Source organism: Roseateles toxinivorans (genome assembly GCF_004362525.1).
GTDB classification, from domain to species: domain Bacteria; phylum Pseudomonadota; class Gammaproteobacteria; order Burkholderiales; family Burkholderiaceae_C; genus Paucibacter; species Paucibacter toxinivorans.
This window is the reverse complement of record NZ_SNXS01000001.1, coordinates 98,134-110,421: the sequence shown is the minus strand read 5'-3', so window position 1 is coordinate 110,421 and position 12,288 is coordinate 98,134. Positions and strand designations below refer to the sequence as shown.

The window sequence follows — 12,288 nt, the reverse complement described above, 5'->3', positions numbered from 1 at the left end:
GGGGCTTTTTTCTTTCTTGGCGCCGAGCAAGCAGATCGACGACGCCATTCACCCGACCCCATCCCACATGAAGCCACTCATTCGATTCTTCTTCAGAACCCTGCGCATCCTGCTCGGCCCGGTCATGCTGCTGAAAGAGCGCCTGTCGCGCCCGGCAGCCCTGCAGCGCTCTGCCGACCGGCAGGCCGAAGTCGATCTCCAGTGCAATAGCCTGGTGCTCTATCAATTCAAGACCTGCCCGTTCTGTATCAAGGTTCGGCAGGAGATGCATCGCCTGTCACTGCCGATCGCGCGGCTGGACGCTCAGCATGACGCTCTGAATCGAACGGCCCTGCTGCAGGGCTCGGGATCGGCCAAGGTGCCCTGCCTGAAGATCACCAACGCCAATGGGTCGGTGCAGTGGCTAACCGAATCCGGCGCGATCATTGACCACTTGCGGGGGCGGTTTGCGGTGTGAGCCATCCGACCTCCACCATGTAGTTCCAGGCTGAGCTACCCCGGGCGGCAACCAGTTCATCTGCACTTAGTGCAGCCATGTATGGTCAGCGTACCGAGCATTGATAGGATCTAGCTACTCACTACGCCTTGTCCCTCTAGCCGTACCTTGAGCAGACAGCCACGCGCCCTCATCGTGGGCCAGAACGGCCGCCTGTGGGCCGACTTCGGGGCTGGGTGACCTGCTCCCATCCAGCCGTACCAAACAAACCAGCAGGCACACCACACCCGGTCTGGCCGATGAACGTAGAGCCAAAACCTGAACGACAGCGAGACGTGCAGCGCCTGCTTGGCCGTTGCATGCTGCGTCTTCAGCAGTACGAGCGCCTGATGAAGACGCTGCTGGTCCACCATGAGTTGGCGGGCCCTGTTGACACGCTGGAGGCCCAGCTCGTGGCGCGCCAGGAGAAGCTCGCCGACAAGACCCTGGGCACCCTGGTCAAGGTCTTGTTCGACACCTATGCTGTGCCCGAGGGCTACGAACGAGAACTGCTGCCTGAGGACAAGACGCCGACGGACCGCATCTCGTTGGCCTTCAGCTTTCGCTTGACGATGCCTCCGGAGCAGTTGGCCCAGACGCGAGCCGCCATCGAAGAATTGGTCACGCTGCGTAACGAACTCGTGCACGACCTAATTGAACGCTTCGACGTCTGGACCGAAGACGGATGCACCGCCGCCATCAAGCACCTAGAGACGTGCTACGAGCGCATAGACCGCCACCATGGTGAACTCGCGGACTGGGCCATGAGCGTGGACGAAGCACGAGCCAAAGTGGCGGCGTTCGCCCAGACAGAGAGCTTCAAGGACATGATGCTTAACGGCATCGCGCCGGACGGGACCTTCGAGTGGCCTGCCACCGGCATCGTTCGCGTTCTGAGAGAGGCCGGCAGGCGAGCCTCGGAGCGCGGCTGGTCGCGACTAGATCACGCGCAGGCGTGGATAGAGGCTCATCACGCCCAGCAGACGCCTGCAAAGTACGGCTGCCGGACGTGGCCGCAGGTACTCAGCGATTCGCGGCTGTTCGACCTCGAGTACCGCATCGGCGAGGATGGGCGCAAGGTCGCTTGGTTCCGCGCGCGTCCGGACCATTGAAGTTGAGCCAATGAGCGGCTGCACTTGCTGGCTCGCAGGTCGCCGCGACGGCCGAAGTATTGATGTCATGCTGCTTCATCCAAAGGTGCATTACCCGTGAAACAACTGTGGGCAACGACGTCAATTGGCCCCCAGGACTAGACTCCCGCCGGGTCCATCCCGTTTTCCAACCGCAACTTGGAGATGCGCATGAAGCTACGTTCCTACCTCGCCGCCGGTGCCTTGATGATTTCGAGCGCGGCCTTCGCGTTTCATTGCCCGGCCGACATGAAGAAGATCGACGAGGCGCTGGCCAAGAGCCCGAAGCTGACCGCCGAGCAGATGACCGAGGTGAAGAAGCTGCGGGCCGACGGTGAAACCCTTCACAAGGCCGGCAAGCACCAGGAGTCGGTGGACACGCTGGCCAAGGCGATGAAGATGCTGAGCATCCAGTAGGGCCGCTGCCGCACCCGGGCGCTGCTCACTTGCCAGGCGCCGTCTCAGCCTCTTCAGCCGTCCGCGCCACCAGCTCGGTCTCGTTCCACAACTCGATCAGGCGCTTCGGCGTCGGATCGCTGTTGTGGCCGAGGATGCTCACGCTGGCGGGGTTGAGGACGAAGTGCTGCCCGGCGTTGATGGGCAGGCCAATCCATCGCGCGGCCAGGGCGGAGCCCAGATGGCCGTGGGTGAACAGCGCCACATTGCCGTGCATGCTGCACAGGTGGGTGATGAGGCGGTCGACGCGGCTGGCCATCTGCGCCGGCGACTCGCCGTGGGGGCAGCCGTCCTGCCAAACGCTCCAGTTGGGCCTGTCCTTGCGGATGTCGGCGGCACGCAGGCCCTCGAAATCACCGTAGAGCCATTCGGCCAGCTTGGGCTCGACCTCGCTGCCCGAGGCCAGTTCGGCGAGTTCGCAGGTCTTCTGCGCCCGGATGCGGGGGCTGACGAGCACATGGCTGAACTCGACGTCGATCAGCCGGTAGGCCAGCGCCCGTGCCTGCGCCTCGCCATGTTCGGTCAGCGGGATGTCGCTGGTGCCGGTGTGCTGCCCGGTCAGGGTCCAGGCGGTTTCGCCGTGGCGGATGAGATAGATCGTTGGCAGTGCTTTCAAGCGAGCTCCCTTGTTTGATGACGACCGTGCGGCCGTGCGGCCCATTGTGCGCGCCGGTGCACCTGGCCTTCTAGCGGGTTCACCGCCATACCCGCGCCTCAGCCCAGCGGCTTCGCTTCCAGCCGGTTCGCCGGGTACTGCTTCAGGAAGGCCGCGGCCTCGGCCACCGGGCAGTTCAGCCAGGCGTCGTATTCGGCCTCGTCCAGAATCACCACCATGCGCTTCTCTTCGCCCGGCTTGTGCATGCGCTCATAGATCTCGTGCCCGGCGCCGCTGATCGTCAGCATCGTGAATGACAGCACCTCCTTGCCGTCCTTGTCGCGCCAGTAGCCCCACAGCCCGGCCAGGCCCAGGGGCAGGCCATCGCGGCGGCTGATGGCCCACTTCACGGCTTTGCCTGTTTCCCAACAGGGTTCATACACCGCTTCGGCCGGAATGATGCACCGCCGCCCCTTGGCCCAGGCGTCGCGAAAGCTGGGCTTCTCGGCCACCGTCTCGCTGCGGGCATTGAAGGTCTTGCGGCCGAAGGCCAGGTCCTTGGCCCATGACGGCAGCAGGCCGAACAGGCCCAGCTGCGCCTCGCGCTCCATCTCTGGCCGGTGTTTGGCGGCCACGATGAAGGGCGCCAGATAGCCCGGGAAGACCAGCTCAGGCGGCTCCGTGCCCTTGGGCCGCTCGACGCCAAAGTAGGTCAGCAGGCGGTCGGTTGAAGTGACGGTCTGGTAGTTCGAGCACACAGGCACACCTCGCTATCGTCGATACGGCACATCGTGCGGCCGTGCTCGGCGTCAAACTGATGGCGCAAACCTACCACATCGAACGGCTTCGACTTAAGCTGCTGGCCCCGGGCCTCACAAGCCGCGAACCACAGGAACAAGCCGCCCCATGCACATCGCCATCCTCACCTTCGAGGGCTTCAACGAGCTGGATTCGCTGATCGCCCTGGGCATACTCAACCGCGTCAAGAAACCCGGCTGGCGGGTGTCGCTCGCCAGCCCCACGGCCAGGGTGCGCTCGATGAACGGTGTGGTGCTGGAGGCGCAGGCCTCCTTGCAGGACGCGGCCGAGGCCGACGCGGTGATCGTCGGCAGCGGCATGCGAACGCGCGAGGTGGTGGCCGATGCGGCGCTGATGGCCCAGCTGAAGCTCGACCCGCGCGGCCAGTTGCTGGGCGCCCAGTGCTCGGGCACCCTGGTGCTGGCCAAACTGGGCCTGCTGAACGGCGTGCCGGCCTGCACCGACCTGACCACCAAGCCCTGGGTGCAGGAGGCCGGCGTCGAGGTGCTGAACCAGCCGCTGTTCGCGCGGGGTAATGTGGCCACCGCCGGCGGCTGCCTGGCCTCGATCTATCTGGCGGCCTGGGTCATCGCCCGGCTGGACGGCATGGAGTCCGCGAGGAGCGCGTTGCACTATGTCGCGCCGGTGGGCGAGAAGGATGAGTTTGTGGCGCGTGCGCTGCGCCATGTCGAACCCTGTCTGGGCGGCGAAGCGCTGACCGAGGCCTGAACACCCGGCTCTTACAATAGCTCGACTCTTTGACGCCCCCCGCGCGCCAGACCGCCTCCAAGATCGCAAGATGTTGGAGGCTTTTCCTTTTGACTTCAGCCCCAGCCCGAAAGCCCGCCATGAGCACCCTGCCGAACTGCCCGCAGTGCCAATCCGAACTGACCTATGAGGACGGCGCGACGCTGATCTGCCCGGAGTGCGGCCATGAGTGGGCGCCAGGCGCCGCGGCCGCCGCGGAGGACGGGCCGCGTGTGATCCGCGACGCCAATGGCAATGAGCTGAAGGACGGCGACACCGTCACCGTGATCAAGGACCTGAAGATCAAGGGCTCGTCCCTGGTCGTCAAGGTCGGCACCAAGGTCAAGAACATCCGCCTGGCCGAGGGCGACCATGACATCGACTGCAAGATCGACGGCGTCGGCGCGATGGGGCTGAAGTCGGAGTTTGTGAAAAAGGTCTGAGGGAGCCGCCGCCATGCCCGAGAACACCGCCGATGCCTTCGTGAAACCCTTTGTCTACGAGACGCTGACCTCCAAGGCCCTGCATTTCACGATCTCGGAGATCCAGAGCCGCATGCAGCCGCAGCGGCCCTATGCGCTGGACCTCGAATACACGCAGACGATGATGGCCGTGCTGCTGTTCAACAACCAGCCCGAAACGCTGGCGATGATAGGCCTGGGAGGCGGCTCGCTGGCCAAGTTCTGCTACCACCACCTGCCCAGGACGCGCATCCAGGTGGTCGAGATCAATCCGCACGTGATCGCCCTGCGCGACGAGTTCAAGGTGCCGCCAGACGACGAGCGCTTTAAGGTCAGGCGTGGCGACGGTGCCGAGTTCGTGCGTTTCGCGCCCAGTCCGGTCGATGTGCTGATGGTCGATGGCTTCGACAGCGAGGGCCAGCCACCCGAGCTGTGCTCGCAGCGTTTTTATGACGACTGCCTGGATGCCTTGCAGCCGAACGGCATCCTGGTCGTGAACCTGCATGCCGGTCACCGCAAACACGACACCTTTCTTTCACGCATCAGGCGCAGCTTCGGTGATGAGGTGCTGGTCGTCGGAGATGCCGACTGCTGCAACAACATCGTGTTCGCCTGCCGCGGCTCGCTGGTCCAACGCTACAAGCCCACGGCGATGCGCAGGCCCAGACACATCGACGCAGCGACCTGGGCCGAGCTGAGGCCGGCCTTCGACAAGGTGGCCGCAGCCTGGGCAAAGCGGGCCGCGGACTGAATCGCCTCCGGCCTCAGCCGAAAAAGCTCTGCCGATACGCACCGGGCGCCATGCCCGTGTGCCGCTTGAAGCAACGGTTGAAGTGAGCCTGGTCGGCATAGCCGCACAGAAAGCCGGCTTCGGCGAGCGGGTGCCGGGTTTCCAGCAGCCACCAGGCGGCAGCGCGCAGGCGCACCTCGGCCAGCAATTGCGAGACGCGCAGGCCATGCTGCTGCAGATGGCGCTGCAGGCTGCGCGGCGACAGCGCGAGCCCCTGGGCCAGCGACGCCACGCTGGGCGGGTGCATCAGGTCCTGCAGCAGGCGCCGGGCGCAGTGCTGGGCCAGCTCCGGCCAGGGCAGTGCCTGGCACAGATCCAGCGGCAAGGCGGGTGCGCGGGCTGCCGCGGCAGGCCCGGCATCGGCCGCGCTGTCCGGCACCTGCCAACTCAGATGCCAGCTACCGGCCGCGCCCGCCTCGGCCAGCGCGCGCAAGGCCTCACCATCACCCCGGGGAAATGCCGGCACCGCGCCCGCGCGGGCCTGCACCTGCTGCAGGCCCAGCGACTGCAGCAGCGCGCACAGCAGGCCCAAGACGACCAGGCTTTCGGCGGCCATCGGCGGCTCACCGGCGCGCAACGACACATGGCGCAGTCTGGCCTCATGGCCACCCAGCTGCAACAGCTCGACGCGGTGGCGCGAGTGCACGTATTTCTCCAGCCGACTCCAGCGTGCCAGCAGGCTGGCGACATCGGGTGCCGAGACCAGTGCGCGATGCAGTGGCGCATGGTCCTGCCCATGAAAGCCCTGACCCAGCTGCGGCAACAGGGCCCAGCCGCCCCGCGCCAGCGCGGCACCGACCAGGGCCCGCTTGGTCTGCAGCGCGACGTGCGCGCCTGCGGCCGCGTCGGGCAACGCCGGGCCGTCGCTGCCAAGGCCCAGGCGCTGCAGGCCGGCGTGCATCACGGCCACCATGGCGGCGCTGGCAAAGTCGCTCACAGTCGAGTCGTGGCCTGGGATTGCATGGCGGCAAGCATATCGCTGGCGAGCACCGGCAGCCGCGTGGCTCGGCAGCCGCTGGCCGCAGCCAGCGCATTGGCAATGGCCGCCGCGGCGCAGACCATGGCCGTTTCACCGGCGCCGGTCGGCGCTTGGGTCGAGTCGATCAGTTCCACGGCCAGCGGCGGCACCTGGGGCAGGCGCGGTATCGGCGCCTCGGCAAAGCTGGTGGCAGCCACTGCCGAGCTGCCCACTGGCAAACCATCGCTGAGCACCATGGCCAGGCCCCACACCAGATTGCCCTCGCACTGGGCGCGCACCTGATCGGGGTTGATGATGTGGCCGCAGTCATGCACGCAACTCAAACCCAGCACACGCCATTCGCCGCTGGAGGCATCGACCTCGACCTCGGCCACGGTGGCCGCATAGCTCAAGCCCTTGTAGATGCCGCAGGCCAGGCCACGCGCGCGCAGCTTTCCCGGCACAATGGGCAAGACATGACCCCATCGCCCCAGCCGGGCCGCCTGCCGCAGCACCGCACCCAGCCGCGAATCATCGATATGCGCCAGGCGAAAGGCGAGCGGGTCAGCGCCCGCCTTGTCGGCCAGCAGGTCCCAGGCGGTCTCCAGCGCAAAGGCATTGGGGCCGGCACCCAGGCCGCGCCAGGGCCCGGTGAACACCGGCAGCCGCGCGAGATCGAACTCGATGCGCTGCTGCGGCACCCGATAGGGCAGCTGGGCACTGCGCGCCGCGCCGGCATCGCCAACGAAGCTGGACACGGTCTGCATCCAGCGAGGCATGGCCGCATTGGTGAACAGGATGTGGCTGGTGGCGAAGGCATGCCACCATTGCTGCACCCGGCCCTCGTGCAGGCGGGCGCGGATGCGGTGCTGCGAGGGCGGGCGGTGAAAGCCCTGCTGCAGCTCCTGCGCCCGGCTCCATTGCACCTTGACGGCGCCTCCCAGCCGCCGTGCCAGCACCGCCGCCTCCATCTCGACGGTGCACAGCATGCGGCCGCCGAACGCGCCGCCGATGCGACAGGCCTGCACCCTGACCTGAGCCTCGTCGAGCCCGAGCTGGCGGGCCACCGCATCGCGCTGGTAGAAGATGTCCTGGCTTCCGACCCACAGGCGCAGCAGGCCCTCCGGTTGAGACCATTGCGCCACCGCCGCGCGCGGCTCCAGAGCGCCATGGGCGGCCAGCGGCACCTGCAGCAGCAGATCAATGTCCCATGGCGCCTGAGCGACGGCCGCATCGTCGCGCAGCCGGTGCGCCAGGGTACCCTTGGCCAGCCGGGCATTGACATCGATCAGGGCCTCCACATCGGTCGCTTCAAACCCGCCCTCGATTTGCCATTCGACGGCCAGTGCCGCCTCGATGCGCACCAGAGCGCCCGGTGTGCGCGCCACGATGCCCACGCCCTCGCTGCCGCCCATGCGCAGGCCGGGGTCGCGCAGCAGCGCAACGAAGCCCGGCACGGCGCGGGCCGCATCCTCGCTCAGGGTCTTGGCCCGCGAGGCCAGCTCGGGCGACACCGGCGCACGCAGCACACGCCCGTAGACCATGCCGGCCAGGCGCACATCGGCGGCATACAGCGGCGCACCGCGCACGATGGCCAGGCCCTGCTCCAGCGGCGCCGGCCGGCCCACATGGCGGCCCCTGCCCGCAAAGCTGCGCAGGCTCTCGACCGGCCGCGGTTCGGCGGCCAGCAGGCCCTGAGTCTGGCCGCGGGCCAGCGCATCGCGCAGGGTCGCGCAGGCCTGGGCCAGCAGCAGGGCGAACTCGCGGATCGAGTCACTACCGACAGTGGCCTTGACGCGGCGTATCGTGCGAGTGTCGGGCAGTCGGACCTGCACCGCCGCCCAGGCCACGCCCAGCTCCTCGCTGGCCACCTGCTTCAATGCGGTCAGCATGTTCTGCCCCATTTCCGCGCGCGGCAGATAGAGGGTGTAGCGCCCCTGCTCATGACGCAGCCAGGACATCGCATCCTCGGCCGTGGGCAAGGGGCGCTTGGGCAGCACCGGCAACAGACTGCAGCCAGGCAGCGCAATGGCAACGGTCAGCCCACCCGCGGCCAGGCCGAGAAAACTGCGGCGCTTCATGGCTGCGCCCTTTGCGCGGCGCGGTGCACCGCCTGGCGTATGCGCTGCTGGGTGCCGCAGCGGCACAGGTTGCCGGCCAGCGCGGCGTCGATGTCGGCGTCACCCGGGCGGGGCTGCCGGCGCAGCAGGGCCACGGCGGACATGATCTGCCCGGCCTGGCAATAGCCGCACTGCGGCACCCGCTCGTCCAGCCAGGCCTGCTGCACCGGATGCAGCGCCTCACCGTCGCGGCTCAGGCCCTCGATGGTGGTGATCTGTGCGCCCAACACATCCTGCGGCCGCAGCAGGCAGCTGCGCCTTGGCTCGCCGTCCACCAGCACGGTGCAGGCGCCGCACTGGCCCAGGCCGCAGCCCAGCTTGGCGCCGACCAGGCCCAGCACCTCGCGCAGCACGAACAGCAGCTGCTCGTCCTGCCAGATGGGCGGCACGTCGTGCCGCTCGCCGTTGATATGCAGTTCCATGATCCGGTCTCCTGTCGGGAGCCCGGATCGTCGGCCGGTGGCGGCGGTGCGTCTTGAACCAACGCGCCAATCGCACCGCCGCGGGCCTGTCAGCCCTCGGCCACGCCGCGCCGCCGGGTCGCGGCCATGCCCAGCAGGGCCAGCGCCGTCAGGGCCAGCGTGGCGGGCTCGGGCACCTGGGCAACGCCCTGGGCATAGCTGGCAAAGCCGCCGAAGTCGAGGAAGCGCTGCGCGCTGGCCGAGTCGGCAAAGCCGTCGAAGGTGAAGCTGACGTCGTAGAAGGCGGTCTGCCCGGCGCCCATCACGCCGAAGTCGAACAGCGGAAGCTCCCAGTCGGCCTCGGTGGCGATGGCCGTGTAGTTGAGCGCGTCGGGCGTCCAGGGGTTGCCGACCCAGGTGTCGCCCTGCACGTCGCCGGGGCGCAGCATCTGCGTGGCCGCATCGGTGCGCGCAACCTTCAGGCTCAGGCTGCCGGTGCTGAAGGCGCCGGCCCCATTGCTCCAGGGCATGGACTGGTAGGCGCCATTGGCCTCCGGACGCACCCAGGACCAGCCGAAGTACATGCCCAGATGGCGGGCCTCGGCGCCCGTGTTCGTGACCGATTGGGCGCTGAAACTGACGATCGCCGTCGTGCCCGAGACCTGGCCGACGTAGTTGTTGTCGAGCGTGCCGGCGAGCGGGTCGTACTGCGCCCACACCGGGCCGGCCTGCGCCGCCGGGGCGGTGGCCAGCGCGGCGCAGAGCGCCAGCAGGGTCAGACTGAAGTAGCGCTGGGTGGTAGCCATGGGTGAGTTGCTCCGGGTGGTGGGGTTGAAGGCCTTGGACTGCCGGATAGTGTCGACGCACGCCGTCCCGGCTTGATTTCAGGGCGCTGGTTTCGCGGGTTTCATTTGTTTCAGTGCCCGCAGCGCGCCGCAGGCGGCCCTACCCGCAGCTGCTGCATACTGGTGCATCCCTGCACCCGTGGAATGCGCAAGATGACGATGGCGACGAGCCTGCCCGCTCCGGCCCGGCACCTGGCCTGGCACAAAGCCATGGCCTTGCTGCTGTGCCTGCAACTGCTGTGGCCCGCCACGGTGGTGGCCGAGCCGGCGCGGCTGCGCATCGCCCAAACCGAGGGCATGGGCTATCCGCTGCTGACCCTGAACGGCCCGTCGGAGGTCAGCGGCGGTTTTCTGAAAGAGCTTGGCGATCGCGTCGCCGAGTTGCTGGGCACCCAGGCCGAACACATCGTCTATTCGCGCCGCCGCGTCGAGCAGGCGGTGCTCGGTGGCAGCGCAGACATGCTCTGCTATTCCAGCCCGCTGTGGGTCAAGAACGTTGACGAGCACTGGACGATTGCGCTGCTGCCGCAGATCGAGCGGGTGGTCGTGCCGGCCGCTTCGAGCCTGGTCTACGGCGGCCCCGAAGACCTGGCCGGCATGCGCATCGCGGTGATGCTGGGCTACAACTTCCCGGCACTGCAGCCCTTGTTCGACAGCGGCCGCGCGACCCGTGTCAACGAGACCCGGGTTGACCTGCTGTTCCGCCAGCTGGAGCTGGGCATTGCCGACGCCATGATCGTCTCCGAGGCCGAGATCGAGGGCTATTTCAAGACCCGGCCGGCCGAGCGCGAGCGCTACAAGGTCAGCAGCAAGGCCTACTCCTCGGTCGATACCCGCTGCCTGGTCTCGCCCCAGTCGAACTGGGCGCTGACGGCCATTGACCGGGCCCTGCTGACGATGCTCAAGAGTGGCGAGATCGCCCGCATGGCCCAACGTTACGGCATGAGCATGCGCTGAGGCCGACGGCGCTCAGGCCGGCAGCGCCGCATCGCGCAGCCAGGCCTTCAGCCAGCGGCAGAAATGCCGTGCCGTCTCGGGCCTGGCGCTGCGCGGATTGACATAGGCCTGATAGCTGGCATCGCGGCGCACCAGATCGGGCGTGGCCAGCACCAACTGACCCTGGCTCAGCGCCACCGCCACCAGGGCCAGTGGCGCGACCAGATGGCCCATGCCGGCCATCGCCGCCGGTATGGCCAGGAAATAGTGGTCGAAGCTGGCGCAGATGGCGGGCGCCCCGCCCTCGGGCCGCACCTGGCGGGCCCAGGCCAGCAGCGCCTCGGGGCGCGAATGGGTGGCCAGGAACTGCCACTCGGCGACCGGCCGCTGCGCCCAGTCGCACTGGCGCTGTGGCGCGGCCACGCACACCAGCACCTCGCTGCACAGCAGCCACTGCTCTGCGTCGCCGAGGTGCAGATCGCGGGTGATCAGCACATCGTAGGCATCGTCCGGGCCGGGGGCGTCCAGCGAGGTGACCAGATCGACGCCCACCGGTGGCGTGGCCGCAAAGTGCGGCAGCGCCGGTATCAGGCTGCCCATCGCAAAGGTCGGCAGCGAGGTGCGCACGATCAACCGCCCGGCCGCGGGCTGGCGCTGGGCCATCTGCCGGCTCGCCAGTTCGATGGCTGCCATCGGTTCCTGAACCGCATCGAAGTACAGCCGCCCGCCATCGCTCAGCGTTACCGCGGTGCCCTGGCGATGGAACAGCGCAAAGCCAAGATGGCGCTCCAAGGTCGCGACATGGCGACTGACCCCACCCTGGGTGATGCCCAGCGCCCGCGCCGCACGGCTGAAGTTGAGCTGGCGCGCCGCCTCGACGAAGACGCGGACGGCGTTCAGCGGCGCCGCCGCCTCGCTATCGCTTTTACTCATCGCTCAGCCTCATTTGCAGATGACCTGGCAAGACTTTTCACCTTGGAAGCGTCATTATCAAGGCAGCAGCTGCTTCGGATTCGATGCAATTTCTTCATCAAGACAGCTGCCAAGAGAGGCCCCATGCCCCAGATACTCCATGCCTGCACCGGCGGCACCCTGTGCCTGCCCGAAACCCTGCTGTGTGATCGGCAGGATGGCGGCCACCTGATCGTCAACCCGCCGCGCCCGGTGTGGGAGCGCCATGAGCTGGCCCCGCTGGAGCTGGCCCTATGGTCGCTGCTGGTGGCCGCCACCGGCCGGGCCATGCTGGAGACCCTGCCCTGCCTGAGCGATGGCTGCATCAACTACTGGGAAGCTGGCAACTGGGCACTGAACGACGCGGCCGCGCCGGTGGGGCCCAAGCACGTGCGCGAGCACCGGCGCGTGCATCTGCACCTGTTCGGCCGCAGCCGCCAGGCCCGCCATGCTGACTGGCGCTGGGGCGAGTCGCCACGCTTTCCGGACTACCGGGATGTCAAGACCTGGAGCGCAGCGATGACGCCGCTGGACGCCGCCGAATGCGCGGCAGTGGCGCAGCGCGTGGGCGAGCTGCTGGCCAGCGAGATGCGGCTGGCACCATGAGCCCCGCCCGACCGCCCGA

The 12,288-nt window shown here is 67.8% G+C and carries 15 protein-coding genes; 8 read left to right on the top strand and 7 right to left on the bottom strand.

The features are described 5' to 3' along the window. The 3 genes from DES47_RS00490 to DES47_RS00480 form a co-directional block, all read left to right on the top strand. The coding region (locus DES47_RS00490) for a glutathione S-transferase N-terminal domain-containing protein (RefSeq protein ID WP_341800553.1) at nucleotides 1-457 on the top strand (457 nt) is incomplete at its 5' end. Nucleotides 458-825: 368 nt separating this feature from the next. Then, nucleotides 826-1,587: an OST-HTH/LOTUS domain-containing protein gene (locus tag DES47_RS00485; RefSeq protein WP_208114872.1), complete on the top strand. Its 762-nt coding sequence runs from the start codon at nucleotides 826-828 to the stop codon at nucleotides 1,585-1,587. A gap of 189 nt (nucleotides 1,588-1,776) precedes the next feature. Continuing rightward, complete coding sequence (locus tag DES47_RS00480) at nucleotides 1,777-2,022, top strand: hypothetical protein (protein ID WP_133698713.1); 246 nt, start codon at nucleotides 1,777-1,779, stop codon at nucleotides 2,020-2,022. Nucleotides 2,023-2,047: 25 nt separating this feature from the next. On the opposite strand, the gene DES47_RS00475 is transcribed toward DES47_RS00480, so the two are convergent. Together DES47_RS00475 and DES47_RS00470 are read right to left on the bottom strand one after the other, a co-directional pair. Further along, entirely contained in the window at nucleotides 2,048-2,677 is a 630-nt protein-coding gene (locus tag DES47_RS00475; protein ID WP_243748101.1) for a histidine phosphatase family protein, read from the bottom strand. A gap of 98 nt (nucleotides 2,678-2,775) precedes the next feature. Further along, complete coding sequence (locus DES47_RS00470) at nucleotides 2,776-3,420, bottom strand: SOS response-associated peptidase (RefSeq protein WP_243748100.1); 645 nt, start codon at nucleotides 3,418-3,420, stop codon at nucleotides 2,776-2,778. A gap of 142 nt (nucleotides 3,421-3,562) precedes the next feature. On the opposite strand from DES47_RS00470, the gene DES47_RS00465 reads away from it, so the two are divergent. The 3 genes from DES47_RS00465 to DES47_RS00455 all read left to right on the top strand — a co-directional run bounded on the left by DES47_RS00465 (nucleotide 3,563) and on the right by DES47_RS00455 (nucleotide 5,413). After that, on the top strand, nucleotides 3,563-4,183 hold the full coding sequence (locus DES47_RS00465) for a DJ-1/PfpI family protein (RefSeq protein WP_133698711.1): 621 nt from the start codon (nucleotides 3,563-3,565) through the stop codon (nucleotides 4,181-4,183). A 119-nt stretch (nucleotides 4,184-4,302) separates the two neighbouring features. Continuing rightward, nucleotides 4,303-4,644, top strand: a complete 342-nt coding sequence (locus DES47_RS00460; RefSeq protein ID WP_133698710.1) for a zinc ribbon domain-containing protein YjdM — start codon at nucleotides 4,303-4,305, stop codon at nucleotides 4,642-4,644. Between the two features lie 13 nt (nucleotides 4,645-4,657). Further along, complete coding sequence (locus tag DES47_RS00455; protein ID WP_133698709.1) at nucleotides 4,658-5,413, top strand: spermine/spermidine synthase domain-containing protein; 756 nt, start codon at nucleotides 4,658-4,660, stop codon at nucleotides 5,411-5,413. A 13-nt stretch (nucleotides 5,414-5,426) separates the two neighbouring features. Here the strand turns inward: DES47_RS00455 and DES47_RS00450 are convergent, their stop codons facing one another. The 4 genes from DES47_RS00450 to DES47_RS00435 all read right to left on the bottom strand — a co-directional run bounded on the left by DES47_RS00450 (nucleotide 5,427) and on the right by DES47_RS00435 (nucleotide 9,737). Further along, the gene (locus DES47_RS00450) at nucleotides 5,427-6,389 is read right to left on the bottom strand and encodes a helix-turn-helix transcriptional regulator (protein ID WP_133698708.1); all 963 of its coding nucleotides are present in this window, start codon (nucleotides 6,387-6,389) and stop codon (nucleotides 5,427-5,429) included. Beyond that, nucleotides 6,386-8,491 (bottom strand): xanthine dehydrogenase family protein molybdopterin-binding subunit, encoded by a 2,106-nt coding sequence (locus DES47_RS00445; RefSeq protein ID WP_133698707.1) that lies wholly within the window; start codon nucleotides 8,489-8,491, stop codon nucleotides 6,386-6,388. Before DES47_RS00445 ends, DES47_RS00450 begins: the two co-directional genes overlap by 4 nt. Then, on the bottom strand, nucleotides 8,488-8,952 hold the full coding sequence (locus tag DES47_RS00440) for a (2Fe-2S)-binding protein (RefSeq protein ID WP_166651794.1): 465 nt from the start codon (nucleotides 8,950-8,952) through the stop codon (nucleotides 8,488-8,490). The genes DES47_RS00445 and DES47_RS00440 overlap by 4 nt, the downstream gene beginning before the upstream one ends. Nucleotides 8,953-9,041: 89 nt before the next feature. Further along, the gene (locus DES47_RS00435; protein WP_133698706.1) at nucleotides 9,042-9,737 is read right to left on the bottom strand and encodes a PEP-CTERM sorting domain-containing protein; all 696 of its coding nucleotides are present in this window, start codon (nucleotides 9,735-9,737) and stop codon (nucleotides 9,042-9,044) included. Between the two features lie 192 nt (nucleotides 9,738-9,929). Between DES47_RS00435 and DES47_RS00430 the strand changes: the two genes are divergently transcribed. Further along, a complete protein-coding gene (locus tag DES47_RS00430) occupies nucleotides 9,930-10,733 on the top strand; it encodes a substrate-binding periplasmic protein (protein WP_166651793.1) in 804 nt (267 codons plus the stop codon). Nucleotides 10,734-10,745: 12 nt separating this feature from the next. On the opposite strand, the gene DES47_RS00425 is transcribed toward DES47_RS00430, so the two are convergent. After that, nucleotides 10,746-11,645 carry a LysR family transcriptional regulator gene (locus DES47_RS00425; protein ID WP_133698704.1) on the bottom strand — a complete coding sequence of 300 codons (900 nt, stop codon included), beginning with the start codon at nucleotides 11,643-11,645 and terminating at the stop codon, nucleotides 10,746-10,748. Between the two features lie 123 nt (nucleotides 11,646-11,768). On the opposite strand from DES47_RS00425, the gene DES47_RS00420 reads away from it, so the two are divergent. Further along, nucleotides 11,769-12,269: a hypothetical protein gene (locus DES47_RS00420; protein WP_133698703.1), complete on the top strand. Its 501-nt coding sequence runs from the start codon at nucleotides 11,769-11,771 to the stop codon at nucleotides 12,267-12,269. Nucleotides 12,270-12,288 lie beyond the last annotated feature (19 nt).

What these genes read in the sequence shown, in the direction of transcription:
- DES47_RS00485 (WP_208114872.1), top strand. Translation starts at nt 826, where the DNA reads ATGAAGACGCTGCTGGTCCACCATGAGTTGGCGGGCCCTGTTGACACG.
- DES47_RS00480 (WP_133698713.1), top strand. Translation starts at nt 1,777, where the DNA reads ATGAAGCTACGTTCCTACCTCGCCGCCGGTGCCTTGATGATTTCGAGC.
- DES47_RS00465 (WP_133698711.1), top strand. Translation starts at nt 3,563, where the DNA reads ATGCACATCGCCATCCTCACCTTCGAGGGCTTCAACGAGCTGGATTCG.
- DES47_RS00460 (WP_133698710.1), top strand. Translation starts at nt 4,303, where the DNA reads ATGAGCACCCTGCCGAACTGCCCGCAGTGCCAATCCGAACTGACCTAT.
- DES47_RS00455 (WP_133698709.1), top strand. Translation starts at nt 4,658, where the DNA reads ATGCCCGAGAACACCGCCGATGCCTTCGTGAAACCCTTTGTCTACGAG.
- DES47_RS00445 (WP_133698707.1), bottom strand. Translation starts at nt 8,491, where the DNA reads ATGAAGCGCCGCAGTTTTCTCGGCCTGGCCGCGGGTGGGCTGACCGTT.
- DES47_RS00440 (WP_166651794.1), bottom strand. Translation starts at nt 8,952, where the DNA reads ATGGAACTGCATATCAACGGCGAGCGGCACGACGTGCCGCCCATCTGG.
- DES47_RS00435 (WP_133698706.1), bottom strand. Translation starts at nt 9,737, where the DNA reads ATGGCTACCACCCAGCGCTACTTCAGTCTGACCCTGCTGGCGCTCTGC.
- DES47_RS00430 (WP_166651793.1), top strand. Translation starts at nt 9,930, where the DNA reads ATGACGATGGCGACGAGCCTGCCCGCTCCGGCCCGGCACCTGGCCTGG.
- DES47_RS00425 (WP_133698704.1), bottom strand. Translation starts at nt 11,645, where the DNA reads ATGAGTAAAAGCGATAGCGAGGCGGCGGCGCCGCTGAACGCCGTCCGC.
- DES47_RS00420 (WP_133698703.1), top strand. Translation starts at nt 11,769, where the DNA reads ATGCCCCAGATACTCCATGCCTGCACCGGCGGCACCCTGTGCCTGCCC.